This is a genomic window from Mucilaginibacter sp. L3T2-6, from assembly GCF_030519355.1.
Lineage (GTDB): Bacteria > Bacteroidota > Bacteroidia > Sphingobacteriales > Sphingobacteriaceae > Mucilaginibacter.
This window is the reverse complement of sequence record NZ_JAUMKC010000012.1, coordinates 152,855-170,044: the sequence shown is the minus strand read 5'-3', so window position 1 is coordinate 170,044 and position 17,190 is coordinate 152,855. Positions and strand designations below refer to the sequence as shown.

Sequence of the window (17,190 nt, the reverse complement as noted above, 5' to 3'; positions counted from 1 at the left end):
TAGAATCTGTATTATTATCTTTATACAATATCCTACTCTCTTGACTCTTTCCATTCAACCAGGCTCGGTTGAACTTCTTTTTAACTTAACAGTCTCACGACCGTTTCGCTACATGATTATCTATTTCTTATAAGAACGTTTGTGTTCTCTGTCGCAGAGAACTTATGTTTAAAACCTTCGCGGTTTCTAACTTTTTAACTGTTTTGCTTCGTTGTAGAAGCGGCTGCAAAGATGCGACTATTTTTAATTCCTGTCAAGTGTTATTTTCACTTTTTTTTCAGATTATTTTTATTCGCTAATCCTTCAAAAAACAACCCGCATTCCTCTGAAGCGGGCCACAAATGTAGGGAGATTTTACCGACCTGCAAAAACATTTTTTAAAATAATTAAAACAATTTGGTAACTACCTGTAAACTAAAGCATAGTCTTTACATCATTACTTAAAGAAAAACATACATACCTGATGCCACCGCCAGATTTTGTAATTTTGCCGTCAATGAACGAGCAGATTTTTCCTGAAAATTTTCTGGACTCTTTAAAAAATGAGCCGGGCTTCGACAAAAAAAAATTCATTGAGGCACATCAAAATAACTCACCTCCTACATCTATAAGGATAAATCCATTTAAAAAATCGCAAATTAAAACCGATGGGCAAGTGCCCTGGTGTGCCAATGGCCATTATCTGGACGAACGTCCCTCGTTTACTTTCGACCCGCTTTTTCATGCCGGCTGTTATTATGTACAGGAAGCATCGTCGATGTTTATCGATCATATATATAAGTGCATCAACCAAAATAATAACGAAACAGTAAACGTACTCGACCTTTGCGCTGCGCCGGGCGGCAAAAGCACGCTGCTTAATTCAACAATGAAAATCAGCGATCTGCTGGTATCAAACGAAATCATCAAAACCCGGGTACCTATTTTATACGACAATCTTAACCGCTGGGGTACCGCCAATACCATCGTCACCAATAACGACCCGCGCGACTTTAGTCGCCTGCCGGGTTTTTTCGATGTCATACTGGTTGACGCACCATGTTCCGGTTCAGGCATGTTCCGCAAAGACCCGGGGGCAATGAACGAATGGTCAGAAGCAAATGTAAGCCTGTGCCATCAGCGACAGGAGCGTATACTGGCCGATATTTACCCAGCGCTTAAACAGGATGGTTACCTTATATACAGCACCTGTTCGTACTCGCACCAGGAAAACGAGGATATACTGGATTGGCTGTGCGGCGAATTCGATATGGAAACTGTCCGTATACCTATATATAAGGAGTGGGGTATTGTTGAAACGGAATCTCCGAAGCATAAAGCCTGGGGATATCGCTTTTACCCCGGCCTGGTACAAGGTGAAGGGCTGTTTGCCGCTTGCCTGCAAAAAAAAGATGCATCCGGAGAGCCGCCCGTTTTTAAAAATAAAGGCAATCAAAAACTACCAGCCAAAGAAATCGATGCCGTAAAAGCTTACCTTATCAGCCCCGATGACTTTTATTTATTTAGGGTGAATGAAGAATGGCTGGCAGTAGATCATCAGCACAAGGAAAGCCTTGAATTGCTGCAAAAATTCCTCTACCTGAAAAAGTCCGGTGTGCGGATTGGCAAACTCATAGGTAACGACCTGGTGCCCGATCATGAGCTGGCACTTAGTATATATGTAAATAAGGAAAACATATTACAAACCGAATTGAATTATGAACAGGCCATCCAATATCTTCGCAGAGATAACATTAACCTGAATACAAATGATAAAGGCTGGAGCCTTATGAATTTTGACGGACATCCATTAGGGTGGGCCAAGTTGCTGCCAAATCGCATCAATAATTATTTTCCGAAAGAATTAAGGATACTATCTTCAAATTGATGTATATCTTATTTGTTATATACTACTCATCCTATCAACTTTATAAACTTATTTAAAATCAATTTAAAAAATCCGCACATTTGCAAATCCGTATATCTGCACATCAAAAATGAGCCAATACTTTATTATAGATTTCGACAGCACATTCACACAGGTTGAAGCATTAGACGAGCTGGCGCGCATTTCGCTGCGTCATCATCCCGACCGGGAAAGCATTTATAAACAGATAGAAGATCTCACCAATGCCAGCATGGAGGGCCGCCTGTCGTTCACGCAGAGCCTGGAGAACAGGGTGAAATTATTACAGGCGAACCGGGAGCATTTAAAACAGCTTATTACCCATTTAAAAAAGAAGGTATCCATCTCGTTTTCACGCAATACCGAATTCTTTAAAAAACACGCGGACGAGGTATTGATCGTGTCAGGTGGCTTTAAAGAGTTCATTACGCCGGTAGTTACGGAGTATCATATCAAAAAAGAAAATATCTACGCAAATACGTTCGTATTTGGCGACGATGGAAATATAATAGGATACGACCGTGAAAACCCATTAAGCCAGGAAGGCGGCAAGGTGAAACTATTGAGAGAATTAGACCTGGAAGGCGATATTTACGGAATCGGCGACGGCTATTCAGATTTTCAGCTAAAAGAATCGGGGATAATTAAGAAATTTTTTGCCTTTACAGAGAATATCGAACGCAAATCTGTAGCAGAAAAGGCAGACCATATTACGCCTAGCTTTGATGAGTTTTTATACCTGAACAAACTGCCCCGCGCCATATCTTACCCTAAAAACCGAATTAAATGTTTGGTTGTGGGCGACGTAGAAGACGACGCACTGGCACAAATGAAGAAAGAGGGCTATAATATCCGGCACCGGGATAGCATAGACGAAATATATCTGCAGGAGGCAGGCGTACTATTTTGCGATGAAACCCACCAGCCAACTCCCGAACAGTTGCAAAATGCAGGCAGGTTAAAGGTGATAGGTATTTTCGGAAAGATAAGCAGCAGGAAGCTGGCAGAGACCGCCTGCGAAAATGGCATCATAATCTTTGACGACCCCAAGCATAATCCGCGTAACGACGATTTTATCCCAAAACGTGTAATGGCATTTATGAATGAAGGTAAAACACATACAAGTTGTAATTTCCCCGACTTGCAGCCACCCCGGGTTAGCAATGCACACCGGCTGATACATATCCATAAAAACGTACCTGGTATACTGGCTAAAATTAACGATGTGTTTGCCCGGCACAACATCAATATAGTAGGCGAATTCCTGGTAACCAATCCGCAGATAGGCTACGTAATTACCGACGTAAATAAAGGTTACGACCCGGAAGTATTGAACGAACTGAAGACCATCGAACACACCATAAAGTTCAGGCTGCTGTACTAAGGTTTATGGCTTGCAGTGCTTGCAATAGCCATAAGTCAGGAATTGAAGGGAACCACGAGTACCGGTATTTCGGAATGGCGGATAACATGTTCAGCTACGCTGCCCATTAACAACCTGTCGAGGCCGCTGCGGCTGTGGGTGCCAATAACGATAAGGTCGGCGCCAAATTCTTTCCCGCAATTGATAATGCCGTCGGCTGTTGAGCCATATTCGGTAAAGTGGGTCACATTCGTATCGCCTGCAAATCTTTTGATAATGGCATCAACAATATTTTCCGAATTATTTTTTTGAATGTCGAGGATCTCCATTTCCTGTGCAATATTGCCGGCCGTACCTGCGCCCATCAACGGATCGACACCTGCGCCGGTTTCGGGAATCACTACCGGCTCGATAATATTTACCACGCCCACCGAAGCCTTAAACTTTTGTGCGATGTCAAAACCGTATTCGGCGGCATGTTCTGCATATTTACTGTCATCAATGCCTATCAGTATTTTATTGATTTTCATGGCTGCAAGTGTTTTGGTATGGATTATAACAAACGGACGCCGTTATGTTTTGCGTACTATAAAGATAAACATTTGTTTGAAGTAACAGTACCAGGTTTATCACGTAAAGGTTTTCTTTCTACATTTGTCCATGCATTTTTCTCCGGAGATTGAAGAGCGGCTGGCGCAGCTGCAGGAAAAGTATGAGGCGATGGGCCAGGATATGGTATCGTATCTTGATGGTTTGCTTTATGCTGATTTTTTAACCTATTGGGACTATATCCATCTGGATACCCTATTAAGCCTGCAAAGCCCAAAGACCCCGTTCCCCGATGAAGAGATCTTCATCATGTACCACCAGATAACCGAGCTGTATTTTAAACTGGCGCTGCATGAATGTAAACAGATCTCGTCGGCACAGTCACTTACCGCTGAATTCTTCACTGCCCGCTTAAGACGCATCAATCAATATTTTGAAGCCTTAACGACTTCGTTCGGAATTATGGTTGATGGCATGGAGAAAGAGCAATTTTTAAAGTTCAGAATGTCGTTATTGCCTGCGAGCGGGTTCCAATCCGGACAATACCGACTGATAGAGATTTATGCGACAGACTTTATCAACCTGGTGGCGAAAGATAAGCGGCAGGAACTGGCCGGCGCTTCGGTAGAGGACCAGTTCGAATATATCTATTGGAAATTCGGTGCTACAGAACTTTCTACCGGCAAAAAAACACTTACGCTTAAACAATTCGAAAAAAAATATGCCGGTACTTTTATCAGTCTGGCAAAAGCTTGTGCCAGCAATAACTTTTACGCTCTTTATCATCAGCTAAAGGCAAACGGACTTGCCATCGAGGAATTAGAAGCGGAATTAAAGCAACTGGATGTAAATGTAAATGTTAACTGGCCGCTGGTACATTATAAATCGGCGGTACGCTACCTGAACCGCGAGCCCGAAGAAATCAGGGCAACCGGTGGCACCAACTGGCAGAAATACCTGCCGCCCCGTTTTCAGAAACGCATTTTTTACCCATCGATATGGAGCGAACAGGAACTGGAAAACTGGGGAAAGGCATGGGTAGAAAAGGTATTGAAAGAAGTTCGCAGCTCGTAGTCTGCACATTGAACCGAACCAGTTAGCCGCTAGGCTGAGGACATCTGGTCTTGATAAAAAAGTAAATCTGATAGTGTACTATTTACGCCTTTACAGTTTCCTGATTTTATTGTAAAAAACTGCGAATCAGCCATAATCCAACCGTAATAAGCAAAATTTTGCCTACCTTGCGGTTTTCCGATTTAATACACTAAGGTTATGACCGAGACGCTCGAAATCAAAATCACTAAAACACAACATTCCCGTTTACAGGAAACGGATTTTAGCAACCTGCCTTTTGGCAGAAATTTTTCCGACCACATGTTTTCTGCGGATTACATTGATGGCGAATGGACAAATTTTGAAATTCTGCCGTATGGCGAAATTGGTTTGAGCCCGGCGATTTCGGCCCTGCATTATGGCCAGGCATTTTTTGAAGGCCTTAAAGCGTACAAGCATGATGACGGCCAGGTGTCTGTTTTTCGTCCCGACAAAAATGCTATCCGTTTTAATAAGTCGGCCGAGCGTTTATGTATGCCGGCCTTGCCCGAAGAGATTTTTATCCAAAGCATCGCAGCTGTTGTAGATATCGACCGCGAGTGGATTCCGGCAAAGCCGCACCATGCTATGTATATACGGCCATTTATGTTTGCTACCGATCCCTACCTGGGCGTAGCGCCGTCAAAAACTTATAAATACATGGTACTGATAGGCCCGACCGGTCCATATTTTTCAAAAACACTGCGCGTTAAAATAGAAACCAAATACACCCGCGCTGCCGAAGGTGGCATGGGCTATGCTAAGTCAGCAGGCAATTATGGCGGCAGTATGCTGCCCGCAAAAAAGGCAACCGAGGAAGGCTTTGACCAGCTGATATGGACTGACGCAAAAAACCACGAGTACATTGAAGAGATGGGCGCAGCGAACGTTATGTTTGTGCTGGACGGTAAACTGATCACCCCGTCAACCCGCGATACAATTCTGGATGGCGTTACCCGCGACACTGTTATTACACTGGCCCGTGAATGGGGAATGACTGTTGAAGAGCGCCGGGTATCAGTTGCAGAAATTATTGAAGGCGCTAAAAACGGCAAACTGCAGGATGCATTTGGTGCAGGCACCGCTGCTACTATCGCGCCGGTAGGTTCAATCAGCCATAACGGCGAAGAATATTTCCTGAGCGACCCGAAAACCCGGGAATTCTCTCAACGAGTACTAACTGAGCTTGACGCCATTAAATACGGTCGCGTAGCCGACGTTCACGGCTGGAACTATATGGTTTCTTAATTTTAGTTGAAAAATATTACGTAAACGAACAGCCCTTTTCAATTTAGTTTGAAAAGGGCTGTTTTGTATTATCAGCGCAGATTAACTTGGTTAACTATCAGCAAGCAACGTAACATTACTCCACGCTCACCGTCAAACCTTCCTGCTGAAGGATTTTGCGATAAACTTCCACTTCGGTAAACGAACCTTCCAATATGGCGCATTTGCCTTCATTATGAACTTTCCAGGCTATTTTTTCAGCCTGCGCTTCAGAATAGTCCAGGTATTTCATCATACAAAAAATCACATGGTCGAACGTGTTGTGGTCATCGTTCCATAATATAAGGCGGTGAAGCTCTTTAAGCCCCACCAATAGTTCCTCCAGGGTAAAGGTTTCTTCCTGTGTTTCAGTCGGCATCGTAATTACAAAATTACTCAAAAAACTATAATAAAACAGAGCCTTGATGGCGCAAAGGCTAATTTTATTACCTGGACGGATTTATCGCCCGTTTTTGTCATTCAGTTGAAATACCGAAACTGAATATGCTTTTATAAGGCAGAACTTATTATTGTTGCTCAAGAAACTTGATCTTTGAAGATATTTAAAGACCACTTATTTTCTGCTCAGCATCATTGTTTCAACAGGCGCTATAGCGCCCATGCTGATAACCAAATCTCCGTTCGAATTGCTGGTAAGTTTCTCAGACGATTTTTGGTTTATGCTTAGCCAATAGTCAGTATTGGGCTTTAACTGGTGAATAGTATAGGCGAGCAAAGCTCCGGTTACCTTACTCACCGATTGTTCCCATTCCAGTTTGCCATCTTCCCATTGTTTAATGGTAAGTTCAACGGGCTGCGCCGACTTAACCTGCAAGGCCGCGTTTGCATTGTGACGGTTAAAATAGGTTAATTGACCAGGAGCCGAATTAAAGCCAAAACGCTCTTTCGACGTTACCTTATATCCATCGCAGTCTATCGAATAATGGTTATTGTCCAGCTTAATGAGCAGGTTTTTACCCTGGTATTTATAGCGTAATTCTGTTCCTGCCAGCTCCGGTGTTATATGCGGCTCAAGATACAGGCGGTTATACATTGGGTTGATGCCATAAATCCCCTCGTATAACCCAACGATGGAAAGGCTATTGCCCGAAAGGATATCATCGCCCCGGCCATCTTGCTTTTGGCGACCGTAACGCTGAAAGGCAAGGCCATCTTTACTGTATTGCTCCAGCACGTTTTTTACATATTTTACTGCAAGTTCAGGCTTATAATCCGCGTAGGCTTTTACCGCGATAGAACCCCAGGATAAGAAAATGTCGCCGTTCTCATACTCCGGGAACGGGTATTGCGACTGCTTGCCTTCACCTGGAGCGTAGCTATACATACACAGCGGCCAAAAGAACAGCTTCTCTTTTTCCATCTGCGTCTCAATGGCATCCAGAATAATTTTCCGGCGGGCCTTGTCATCGCAGATACCGTAAGCAATAGCCATAAAGTTTACCGGCGTAACCGTATTCCTGCCATGGATAGATTTGTCCTTATCTATCCAGTGGATGTAACAATTATTCTCTGCGTCCCAAAAGCCGCCCTCGCCTACAGGCTTGTTAAAGCTGGCTTTCAACTTAGCAGCGAAACCGGCATAATACCGTGATTTAACAGTGTTGCCCAACTGGCGTTCAATATCTGCCCACTCCACCAATGCATGATAAAGCTTAGCGTTTACAAATGCATTTTCATACGAGGCCCAGATAATATCAATCCAGTCGCTACTGCGTTTTTGGCTTTGCAGACCGGTCATCATTTCAACCAGGCCATTATGGTTACTATCGCGGTTAAGTATCCAGTCGAGCGCCTTTTCGCAGCCTTGCTGGTGCTTCTTTACCCATGCTTTGTCGCCGGTAAGGTTATATAAATCAGATACATTTGCCACAAAGTCGGGGTTTGAGTCCAGCAGGTAGCCCCATTGCGCCTCGTAAAAACCTTCCTTGTTGCCTTTTCCCGGCATCATGTCCTCATCGGTGTAGGCCCACCGCGGGTAAACACGACCGTCTGGTTGTATAGCATGGTCGCGATAATAATCAAGGCAGCTTTTATAACCATTGATATAGGCCGGGTCATCAACCCCTAAACCAATCTGAGCAATATATTGCTCGTGCAGACAAATAGGCCCATAAGGTGTATGCCAGCTATTGCCGCCATAGTGCAGCGAATCGATAACCCCAATCCTGGCAATGGTATTCAACACCGCGCTTACCTGTTCGCCGTTGATGCCGTTCAGCTTACCCCGGCCATATTTTTCATCCACGTTAAAATAGGCAAGGGTAAGGCTTTGCGTTGTTTTGCCGGCCTTTACAGAAAATGGTGCAAAAACATGCTCGTTATTGGGGATGAATCTTCTGCGCCATGTGCCGCTATCAGTTCTGAAGCCCATTTCTTTATCCGATACGGTAACGGCATAAGCCAGCTTATCGTTATTGGTGCGGGTATAGCGCATAGCTACTTTTTTACCGGGCGCGTTTATAGTTACCTGCAGGCCATTATTGGTTTTGGTGTTCCAGAAGCTCGATGAACGGGTGTGCACACCGTAAGTGTTCAGCTTTTCATTAAACAGATAAAACCAGGCGAGGCCTCCGTAACCCTGGTAAGCGCCTTCCCAGGTATTGATGCTATCGAAATTGAACACCGGCATATTGGCTTCATCCAACTTTACCGGCTTTGAAGTACTGCGTTCTATCGTCCATTTGATATTTCTGCCTGATACGGTAAAAGTCCAGCTCTCTGAAACAACGAATTTAGTATCGCCATAACGGATGCCATTAACACGATATATATTTCCGGTTTTAATTAAGGATGGATTTTCTTTTATATGCAGCGAAGAGTAAGTAACACCGCCTGCTGTAACTGATGTAAATACACCTTCATTATTATCTATAACTGTTTGACCGTTAACTACCAGTGCGGTTATGGCTACCCGGCCGTCCAAATCAAGCACCAGTTTAAGTTTCGGATTACTGATGGTTATTTTTCCCGGATTTTTACCGACAGGATTTGCCCAAACAGCAGTTGAACAAAGGACAATTGCGAGCAGCACAGTTAATTTTCTAATCAGCATAAGCAAACGTTTGACGACAAATTAACTCAATATATTTAAAAAGGAGAGGCAAAACAGGACAGACCGGGATGGTGCGGCACTACACAAGTTTGCCAACCACATCTAGGTTTTGAAAAACCCATTCGTCGTGCGGCGCGTCGGGGAGTTCGGCGGTAAGGTCCTGTCCGGCCCAATGCTCATAGTGCTTGCCGTTACGCCAAAGGCGGCTGCGGGATACATCATAGATCACTCCTTTGTATGCCACCCATATTTCAGGTTTATCCTGCCCGTTGCGTAAGGCAAGCTGTGATTTGGTGTATGTTGGAGTGGTATCGGGCATATAAAATTTACTCCCAAATATATGGCATTTAGAGCTACAGCGAAACAACTTATCCTGCTATTCCTGTTGAACTACAAAAGCCCGGCTATATATAGTTCAAAGGTTTCTCCACGTCGAAATAAGGTGATAAGGGCGTAAAAAAAGCCCCGGTAAACCAGAGCTCTTTATATGCAGATGTAACTAAAATGTTAATTTTCCGCGTAAACCGGTTTGGTTATACCATTATCGTAAGCTTTCAAGCTCTTTTTAAGCAGCTTTCGGGCAACGTGGATGCGGGTTTTTACAGTACCGATAGGAATTTCCAAATGGTCGGCAATTTCGTGGTATTTGTGGCCTTCAAAGTACATAGTAAAAGGCACATAGTAATCAGCGGGTAGTCTGTCTAAAGCTTTTTTCAGGTCGTCCATCACAAACTTGGCTTCGCCCTGGTTCTTGGTAGAGCTGAACACCAGGTTAGGAGAGCTGATCTCATCGCTTTTGGTTACAAACGTATTCATTTTAACAAACCGGCGATAGTTGTTAATGAATGTATTCTTCATAATTGTGTATAACCACCCTTTTAAATTTGTTCCTTCCTTAAACTTATTGTAATAAGTTATAGCCTTCAACATTGTATCCTGGACAAGGTCGTTAGCATCATCTGCGTCGTGGGTAAAGTGTAAGGCGTAAGACCTTAGCGAGGTTGCCTGACGTAGTACTAGGGTGTTAAACTCAATCTTTGTCATACTGTTAAAGTTTTGTATCCCTACTTAGGCAAGCATAGTGCCACTCGGTCTGAACCGAAAGAACCATAAATTGTAAAGCAGGTATTTAACAGGACAAAATCAACTAGTGTAATATTAACACTATTTAAATTATCAAAATACTATTAATCAACTATTTAAACTGATATTATCAAAACCTAAAACAAAAATTTAAAACCAGTCGGTAACAGGAATGTTATTATAAACAGCAGGAATTAAAATGGAAAATTTAATTTAAAGATAAATATTTAACTAATAATATTTACCTCGCGTTGTAGTCTAACGCCAAATTTAGTGTACACACTGTCTATGATTTGCGACGAAAAGTTGTACACCTCGTTGCCTGTTGCACCGCCATGGTTCACCAAAACCAGGGCCTGGTTCTTCCAGGTTCCGGTATTTCCAACCACTTTACCTTTCCAGCCGCACTGCTCTATTAGCCAGCCGGCAGCCAGTTTTATCAATCCGTCACCAGCAGGGTAGTGCACTACATCAGGGAACTTAGTGTAAACAGCCTCGAATTCGTCAACAGTGACGACCGGATTTTTAAAAAAACTTCCCGCATTGCCAATGGTGGAGGGGTCGGGCAACTTGGATACCCTGATATGCGATACCACTTGCGATACATCTTTCAACGTCGGCGAGGTAATTCCGCGATTTGCCAGTTCCTGCTCGATAGCTCCGTACTTTAAATTGAAATGCGGCGCCAGCGACAGATGGAACTTTACCGATACAATAATATATTGGCCTTTCAACTCATTTTTAAAAACACTCTCCCTGTATCCAAACTTACAATCTTCTTTGCTGAAGGTTTTGAAAGTGCGGCTTGCAATTTCGAAGGCGCAGCAGCTTTGAAAAACATCTTTCAATTCCACCCCATATGCACCTATGTTTTGTATGGGCGACGCCCCTACTGAACCAGGTATCAGGCTCAGATTCTCCAGACCGGCATACCCGCGCGTCACACAATAATTCACCAGGTCGTTCCATACCTCCCCGCCGCCGGCTTCTACGAAAACATCCTCGTGGCTGATCCTGTGCTCTATTCCCCGAATATTGATTCGAATTACCAATCCATGGTAATCCTTTAACAGCAACATGTTACTGCCACCGCCCATAACTAAACGGTCTGTCTCCAGCCATTGAGGATCCATAAACAGTTCAACGAGTTCGTCCCGGTTGCTGATCTCTACAAAATAGCGGGCTTTGGCATCCACGCCAAATGTGTTGAAATTTTTTAGAGAAACGTTTTCCTGTATCTGAAGCATGGTATTGTTTGTGTGCGGATATGCAGATGTGCAAATGTATGAATGATGTGCGGATTTCTGGTGTATGAAATATGCGCATGTTTAAGGAAGGATAACTGACCATTTAAATCCAAATGTCATCAATCCATTTTCAGCACTCGCTACATTTTATTTGATCGCTCTGTTTAATTACACAAAATTATTTTACGCAAACGTATGCGCACCGTTGTCGCATTATATTTCTTCCAAAAATGAATAACTTGCCTGCCTATTAATTAGCCCGACTATGAAAAAGCTCGCCGCACTGCTACTGTTCAGCGCATTGTTATCAAACTTTTCTATCGCTCAAAAAGTAAAACACACTTTCGCCCTTGGCGATTCCGTGTTTTTGCTGGATAAAAAGCCGATGCAATTAATTTCGGGCGAAATGCATTGTACACGTTTACCGCGTGCTTATTGGCGGCAGCGCATTAAAATGGCCAAGGCTATGGGTTTGAACACCATCGGCACTTACGTTTTCTGGAACGCCCAGGAGCCCGAGGAAGGAAAGTTTGATTTTACCGGGAACAACGACATTGCCGAATTTGTGCGTATAGCCAAAGAAGAAGGCATGTGGGTGGTACTGCGGCCAAGTCCGTATGCTTGTGCGGAGTGGGAATTCGGCGGATACCCGTATTGGCTGCTTAAAGACAAGAACCTGAAAGTGCGCAGCAAAGACCCTAAATTTTTAAAATATTACCGGGATTACATCATGCAATTGGGCAAGCAGCTTTCTCCGTTATTGATAACGAATGGGGGTAATATTTTGATGGTGCAGATTGAAAACGAATACGGATCGTACAGTAACGATAAAGAATATCTCGACATCAACCGCAAAATTTTCCGAGAAGGCGGCTTTACCGGCCTGCTGTTTACCTGCGACGGACCTTCGCAAATGCCGGCCGGTTACTTACCTGGTTACCTGCCAGCTGTTAACGGATTGGATAATCCAAAGGAAGTAAAAGCGCTCATCAATAAATACCATGACGGCAAAGGGCCTTATTATATCGCGGAATGGTATCCCGGCTGGTTTGACAGCTGGGGCAAGCCGCACCAGGGCAGCAATGCCGACGAAGATGCCAAAAAACTCGATACGGTTCTCTCGGCAGGCATCTCTATTAACTTATACATGTTCCATGGCGGAACTACGCGAGGTTTTATGAATGGCGCTAACATGGGCAAACACGACCCATATTCGCCGCAAACCTCCAGCTATGATTATGACGCACCACTGGATGAATCCGGCAACCCCACGGCTAAATTCTATAAGTTCCGCGAGATTATACAGAAACACCTGCCCCGGGGCGTAAAATTGCCGCCTGTGCCTGCAAAAAATAAAACTGTCGCTATTCCAAATATCAAATTAACGGGCCGTGGTGATTTATTCAGTAACCTTGGAAAACCCATTGCAGCTGATAAACCTCTATGCTTTGAAGACCTGGGCCAGGGATATGGCTTTGTACTTTATCGCACCACGCTAAAAGAGGCTGCATCCGGCTTGCTGAGAGTTAAGCAGATGCGTGATTATGCCACCGTTTATTTAAATGGTAAACGAATCAGCGTGCTCGACCGCCGCCTGAGCCAGGATTCCCTGAAGTTAGACGATGCTAAGAAAGGCGATGTACTTGACATCCTGGTCGAAAACAACGGCCGCATTAATTACGGCCCGTATTTAACCGATAACCGACAGGGCATAACCGAAAAGGTTACCCTGGGCGATAAAGAGCTTACCGGCTGGAAAATGTATAAATTCCCGTTTGGCAATACCGCCGGATTTAAATTTAGTCAGAATAATGACGCTGACTTGCAGCCCGCGTTATACCAAGGCTCCTTTAATCTGAGCAATGTAGGCGACACCTATTTAGACATGCATGGCTTTGGTAAGGGATTTGTGTTTTTAAATGGCATCAATATAGGCAAATACTGGAATATCGGCCCGCAACAAACACTGTATATCCCTGCTTCCTGGCTTAAAAAGGGTTTAAACCAAATTGTAGTTTTTGATGAACTGAAAAGCGGGCATACAAAGATTTCAGCGCTGGATCATCCGGTATTGAATGAGGTGATTAAAGAATAACTGTTCATGCATATTACGAGGGCCAGGCGTCATACTTTACCCAGGTACACCTCTGTCTGGTAAGTAAAGGTTACGGTTCCTTTTGTATTGTATTTGGCAAATATATCCTCTAACAACCCCCGGAATCTCATACCGTCGATACTATTTTCGGCCGGAACGTAGGATGATGAAAACGCCCGCCCCATTAAGCCCTCCAGGTTAAACAGCTGCGCGTTGGGATAATTTACCTGTTTATAAACGCCGTTTTTAAAAAAGGCCTTGAAGTCGATATCGTTTATATTACGATGGTTAACCTTATTATAATCGACAGATTTAGTTTTCAGCAGGTTTTCATAAGCCATTGAAAAGTCGTCGGTATCAGCCAGCCGGTTATTCCAGATTAGTGCCGCCAGGCCTTCATCTTTTAAAATTCTGTTAAACTCCCACCGTGTGCGGGCATCGTTAAACCAATGGAAAGCCTGCGCGCAAACCACCATATCAATACTGTGTGTATCAAGTGTGGTGGCCTCGGCTACTGCATCAACCGGTGTGAAGTTTTGGTCATCCCCTAACCACATGCAGGCGGCTTGCTGCATGGCCTGGTTAGGCTCAACAGCATAAACCTTATAACCACGCTGCAGCAGCAACCTGGTAAATATACCTGTACCTGAACCAATATCGGCAACAGCAGCGCCCTGGCTTAGCCCGCCTTCATTTTCGAGCAGTTCAAGTACTTCAGCCGGATATCCCGGGCGATATTTTACGTAGTTTTCTACGCGTTCCGTAAAACGTTTGGTAGCTTCTGAGGTAGTGCTCATTAAATAGAAACGAAGAGACGTGAGAATTAGTTTATCCCATCGGCGTAAACAGGAGCTCTAAAACCTCTGCGAAAAGTAAGGAGCCCGGTAATCACACAGCGATTACCTAAGTCCCTCGTAAATGGAAAGGATTTAGGTAGACTTGGTTCATTTCAATTGAAATAATTGGCTTTCATGTCCTCAATCAACCTTTTACCTCTTGGTTCCCAGCCTAGCGTGGCCTTGGTTTTTTCGGCGGAAGCTGGGCAACCCATCGTTGCGAAGTGTGCGAACCATCCGAAATGAGCGGCAATATCATCACCTGTTTTGCTTACGGCGGGCATTTTCAAGCCACCTCCGATTACTTCAGCAATTTCTTTAAACAAAACACCGCTTTCACCAATCGCGTGAAATACTTTCAGCGCAGGGCGTTTTTCTATAGCCAAACGATAAAGCCTGGCAGCATCATTTCGGTGAACGGCCGGCCAAACGTTATGACCTTCGCCGGCATAGGCTGATTCACCTTTTTCTTTTGCAATATCGATTATCACCGGCACAAAGCCATGATCTCCTGCGCCGTGTGTGCTGGGCGGCAGGCGCACAATATAGGCGTCAACACCTTTTGCCATGGCGGCCCTTGCCGCCTCTTCCGATGCGGCTCTTGGAATCACATCCGAACCCGGCGGAACGTCATCCTCAGTAGCGGGCCGCCCATAATTAAGCAGACCGACACCCGAAGTTACTACCAGCGGCTTTCCGGCGCCGGCCAGGGCATCGCCTAAAATTTCAATAACTTTGCGGTCGTCTTCGCAATTTTGTTTAAAACGGGAAAAGTCGTGGTTAAAGGCAGTATGAATAACTGCATCGCATGTGATGGCGCCCTGTTTTAATATCTCAGGGTCATTCACATCGCCCCGCAATACCTGCGCACCGGCTGCTGCAACCTCTTCGGCGCCTTTGTCTGACCGCACCAGCCCCAAAACGCTATGACCGGCGGCTATTAATTCTTTTAGAATGGCAGAGCCTACAAAACCTGAGGCCCCTGTAACAAATACTTGCATAGGATAATGATTAATAAAGCACAAAATTGGCGTCCAGGCCGCTTAAAAACATGGTCATTTGACCATATTTGAAAATCAACGGAGCATTTGCGCGTGCCGGAGGCGTGTAAGTGTTTTAAGCGATACGCCAAGATAACCGGCAATCATGCGCAGCGGCAGGCGGGGAAGTAAGCCGGGATAGGTTTGTACAAAGTCTTCATATTTCTGCTCGGGCGTAGCGCTAAGTGTGGTAATAATACGCTGGCGGCTGCTATGTATACTGCGCGAAACCATTTGCTCTGCAAGTATTTTCAACTGAGGTATTTCTTCCAGTAAGCCGTTAAAATCGGCTTTAAGCCATTGCAGAACCTCACCCGGTTCTATGGCATCTATATGGGAACGGGAAGGTGCTTGCCGGTCGTAGCTTTCTACTTCCAGCGTCCAGGTATTTTCGGGGGAGAATGACAGGATATGCTCGTTACCATCCGGGGTAACACTGTAAGTACGCAGCAACCCGTTCACGATAAATGTTTTGTGCCTGCACACTTCTCCTTCACGCAGCAAAAACTCGTTCCGGCGAAGTTTACGGGAAATGGCTAAGCTGCTTACGCGACGGACGCCGGCTTCGTCAAGCTGGGTTTGCTGGCGCAGATAGCTTTCAAATGCTGCTTTCATGGCAATCTCAAAGGTAAAATTTCAGCAGTAAATTTCAGGTAAAATATGCAATTGCACCTGGTATTCATTAAGGCCCAATTTACGGTCAATTCACTTTCGCCACCCTTGTAAACATTCCTGCATAATAATGCCGGTAACCCCATCCGAGCAGTAAATTAGGCGCCATCAGGATAACGCCCATATACCAGCCGGACGGAACAAGGATAGTGTGAAACAGCAGCACGTTCAAACTTGTAGGAAAAAGAACTACCGCAGCAAATGGCGCGTAGCGGTTAAACATAAGCGACAGGCCTCCGGCTATCTGTATAGTTTTCATCATGGGATAGATATACCCTGTGCCTTTCAGACCAGCGACAAGAGCGCCGGGCGCACCGGTGTGTAAAGGCTGGTACGGTATAAAATGTAAAAAATAGTCGAGGCCGAATATGAGGTAAATAACGCCAAGCAATACACGGCTGATCAATACCGTAATTTTCATAAATATTGTGGTTTAATTCATCAAAACTTGGCATTTAGATCGACATTTTCAAACCCCGCGCAAGTTTCGCGTTAAACCGGCAGGGTTTTTTATGCCCCAAATTGCCGTAAATGATGGTCGATGTGCTTGTAGGCCATTATACCAATTTGCTCCTTCGTCATCGGACCAAAAAACGGGTGCACAAAATTTGAATTCGAAAAATTTTTATGCTCACGAATGAGCGCTATCCACTTTGCTTTCTCTTCATCAATATTACCACTTGTTTCCTTTATAAATAATTCAGGCGCTGTCGGCGTGCTATGCGCAAGGGGCGTATCGTCTTTCGTTACCGCCTTCAAACCCATGCGACCGAATATACGGCCTATAAATACCCGTTTGGTTGGCAACTCGCCTGTGATCATATCCTCCCATAGACGGCAATGCTTTACCATCTGATAGGCATTCATTTTGCCCCAGAATGGCTTGCTGTCTGCATTAATTTGGTTGATTCTTGTTACCAATTCTTCGCTAATGGCATTATCAAATATGGTTTTCATGTAGGATTGTTTTGATCGGGTCAGCACAAAGA

At 44.5% G+C, this 17,190-nt stretch carries 16 protein-coding genes; 5 read left to right on the top strand and 11 right to left on the bottom strand.

Going from position 1 to position 17,190, the window contains the following annotated elements; all coding sequences use genetic code 11:
* Positions 1-496 precede the first annotated feature (496 nt).
* Complete coding sequence (locus tag Q3W13_RS14855) at positions 497-1,867, top strand: RNA methyltransferase (protein WP_302865055.1); 1,371 nt, start codon at positions 497-499, stop codon at positions 1,865-1,867.
* Positions 1,868-1,976: 109 nt separating this feature from the next.
* Positions 1,977-3,269: an HAD-IB family phosphatase gene (locus Q3W13_RS14850; RefSeq protein ID WP_302865054.1), complete on the top strand. Its 1,293-nt coding sequence runs from the start codon at positions 1,977-1,979 to the stop codon at positions 3,267-3,269.
* Positions 3,270-3,304: 35 nt separating this feature from the next.
* Here the strand turns inward: Q3W13_RS14850 and Q3W13_RS14845 are convergent, their stop codons facing one another.
* Complete coding sequence (locus Q3W13_RS14845; RefSeq protein ID WP_302865052.1) at positions 3,305-3,778, bottom strand: universal stress protein; 474 nt, start codon at positions 3,776-3,778, stop codon at positions 3,305-3,307.
* A gap of 130 nt (positions 3,779-3,908) precedes the next feature.
* On the opposite strand from Q3W13_RS14845, the gene Q3W13_RS14840 reads away from it, so the two are divergent.
* Complete coding sequence (locus Q3W13_RS14840) at positions 3,909-4,871, top strand: tryptophan 2,3-dioxygenase family protein (protein ID WP_302865050.1); 963 nt, start codon at positions 3,909-3,911, stop codon at positions 4,869-4,871.
* A gap of 198 nt (positions 4,872-5,069) precedes the next feature.
* Positions 5,070-6,137 carry a branched-chain amino acid aminotransferase gene (locus tag Q3W13_RS14835; RefSeq protein ID WP_302865048.1) on the top strand — a complete coding sequence of 356 codons (1,068 nt, stop codon included), beginning with the start codon at positions 5,070-5,072 and terminating at the stop codon, positions 6,135-6,137.
* Positions 6,138-6,252: 115 nt separating this feature from the next.
* On the opposite strand, the gene Q3W13_RS14830 is transcribed toward Q3W13_RS14835, so the two are convergent.
* The 5 genes from Q3W13_RS14830 to murB form a co-directional block, all read right to left on the bottom strand.
* Complete coding sequence (locus Q3W13_RS14830; RefSeq protein WP_302865046.1) at positions 6,253-6,534, bottom strand: ATP-dependent Clp protease adaptor ClpS; 282 nt, start codon at positions 6,532-6,534, stop codon at positions 6,253-6,255.
* A 195-nt stretch (positions 6,535-6,729) separates the two neighbouring features.
* Complete coding sequence (locus tag Q3W13_RS14825; protein ID WP_302865045.1) at positions 6,730-9,228, bottom strand: hypothetical protein; 2,499 nt, start codon at positions 9,226-9,228, stop codon at positions 6,730-6,732.
* Between the two features lie 79 nt (positions 9,229-9,307).
* Positions 9,308-9,547, bottom strand: coding sequence for a cytochrome b5 domain-containing protein (locus Q3W13_RS14820; protein ID WP_302865044.1), 240 nt, complete (start codon positions 9,545-9,547; stop codon positions 9,308-9,310).
* A 188-nt stretch (positions 9,548-9,735) separates the two neighbouring features.
* Positions 9,736-10,272 carry an RNA polymerase sigma factor gene (locus tag Q3W13_RS14815; protein ID WP_302865043.1) on the bottom strand — a complete coding sequence of 179 codons (537 nt, stop codon included), beginning with the start codon at positions 10,270-10,272 and terminating at the stop codon, positions 9,736-9,738.
* 266 nt (positions 10,273-10,538) lie between these two features.
* Positions 10,539-11,558, bottom strand: coding sequence for a UDP-N-acetylmuramate dehydrogenase (murB, locus tag Q3W13_RS14810; protein WP_302865042.1), 1,020 nt, complete (start codon positions 11,556-11,558; stop codon positions 10,539-10,541).
* A 265-nt stretch (positions 11,559-11,823) separates the two neighbouring features.
* On the opposite strand from murB, the gene Q3W13_RS14805 reads away from it, so the two are divergent.
* Positions 11,824-13,653 carry a beta-galactosidase family protein gene (locus Q3W13_RS14805; RefSeq protein WP_302865041.1) on the top strand — a complete coding sequence of 610 codons (1,830 nt, stop codon included), beginning with the start codon at positions 11,824-11,826 and terminating at the stop codon, positions 13,651-13,653.
* A gap of 29 nt (positions 13,654-13,682) precedes the next feature.
* Here Q3W13_RS14805 and Q3W13_RS14800 read toward each other — a convergent pair whose 3' ends face one another.
* The 5 genes from Q3W13_RS14800 to Q3W13_RS14780 form a co-directional block, all read right to left on the bottom strand.
* Positions 13,683-14,450, bottom strand: a complete 768-nt coding sequence (locus Q3W13_RS14800) for a class I SAM-dependent methyltransferase (protein WP_302865039.1) — start codon at positions 14,448-14,450, stop codon at positions 13,683-13,685.
* Positions 14,451-14,602: 152 nt separating this feature from the next.
* Positions 14,603-15,490: an SDR family oxidoreductase gene (locus tag Q3W13_RS14795; protein ID WP_302865037.1), complete on the bottom strand. Its 888-nt coding sequence runs from the start codon at positions 15,488-15,490 to the stop codon at positions 14,603-14,605.
* Between the two features lie 75 nt (positions 15,491-15,565).
* Complete coding sequence (locus Q3W13_RS14790) at positions 15,566-16,144, bottom strand: Crp/Fnr family transcriptional regulator (protein ID WP_302865036.1); 579 nt, start codon at positions 16,142-16,144, stop codon at positions 15,566-15,568.
* Between the two features lie 85 nt (positions 16,145-16,229).
* The gene (locus Q3W13_RS14785; RefSeq protein ID WP_302865034.1) at positions 16,230-16,622 is read right to left on the bottom strand and encodes a hypothetical protein; all 393 of its coding nucleotides are present in this window, start codon (positions 16,620-16,622) and stop codon (positions 16,230-16,232) included.
* A gap of 89 nt (positions 16,623-16,711) precedes the next feature.
* Positions 16,712-17,158 carry a DUF1569 domain-containing protein gene (locus Q3W13_RS14780; RefSeq protein WP_302865032.1) on the bottom strand — a complete coding sequence of 149 codons (447 nt, stop codon included), beginning with the start codon at positions 17,156-17,158 and terminating at the stop codon, positions 16,712-16,714.
* Between the last annotated feature and the right edge of the window lie 32 nt (positions 17,159-17,190).

Excerpts from the sequence above, each read along its gene's own strand:
- Q3W13_RS14855 (WP_302865055.1), top strand. The coding sequence starts at position 497 with ATGAACGAGCAGATTTTTCCTGAAAATTTTCTGGACTCTTTAAAAAAT.
- Q3W13_RS14850 (WP_302865054.1), top strand. The coding sequence starts at position 1,977 with ATGAGCCAATACTTTATTATAGATTTCGACAGCACATTCACACAGGTT.
- Q3W13_RS14845 (WP_302865052.1), bottom strand. The coding sequence starts at position 3,778 with ATGAAAATCAATAAAATACTGATAGGCATTGATGACAGTAAATATGCA.
- Q3W13_RS14840 (WP_302865050.1), top strand. The coding sequence starts at position 3,909 with ATGCATTTTTCTCCGGAGATTGAAGAGCGGCTGGCGCAGCTGCAGGAA.
- Q3W13_RS14835 (WP_302865048.1), top strand. The coding sequence starts at position 5,070 with ATGACCGAGACGCTCGAAATCAAAATCACTAAAACACAACATTCCCGT.
- Q3W13_RS14830 (WP_302865046.1), bottom strand. The coding sequence starts at position 6,534 with ATGCCGACTGAAACACAGGAAGAAACCTTTACCCTGGAGGAACTATTG.
- Q3W13_RS14825 (WP_302865045.1), bottom strand. The coding sequence starts at position 9,228 with ATGCTGATTAGAAAATTAACTGTGCTGCTCGCAATTGTCCTTTGTTCA.
- Q3W13_RS14820 (WP_302865044.1), bottom strand. The coding sequence starts at position 9,547 with ATGCCCGATACCACTCCAACATACACCAAATCACAGCTTGCCTTACGC.
- Q3W13_RS14815 (WP_302865043.1), bottom strand. The coding sequence starts at position 10,272 with ATGACAAAGATTGAGTTTAACACCCTAGTACTACGTCAGGCAACCTCG.
- murB (WP_302865042.1), bottom strand. The coding sequence starts at position 11,558 with ATGCTTCAGATACAGGAAAACGTTTCTCTAAAAAATTTCAACACATTT.
- Q3W13_RS14805 (WP_302865041.1), top strand. The coding sequence starts at position 11,824 with ATGAAAAAGCTCGCCGCACTGCTACTGTTCAGCGCATTGTTATCAAAC.
- Q3W13_RS14800 (WP_302865039.1), bottom strand. The coding sequence starts at position 14,450 with ATGAGCACTACCTCAGAAGCTACCAAACGTTTTACGGAACGCGTAGAA.
- Q3W13_RS14795 (WP_302865037.1), bottom strand. The coding sequence starts at position 15,490 with ATGCAAGTATTTGTTACAGGGGCCTCAGGTTTTGTAGGCTCTGCCATT.
- Q3W13_RS14790 (WP_302865036.1), bottom strand. The coding sequence starts at position 16,144 with ATGAAAGCAGCATTTGAAAGCTATCTGCGCCAGCAAACCCAGCTTGAC.
- Q3W13_RS14785 (WP_302865034.1), bottom strand. The coding sequence starts at position 16,622 with ATGAAAATTACGGTATTGATCAGCCGTGTATTGCTTGGCGTTATTTAC.
- Q3W13_RS14780 (WP_302865032.1), bottom strand. The coding sequence starts at position 17,158 with ATGAAAACCATATTTGATAATGCCATTAGCGAAGAATTGGTAACAAGA.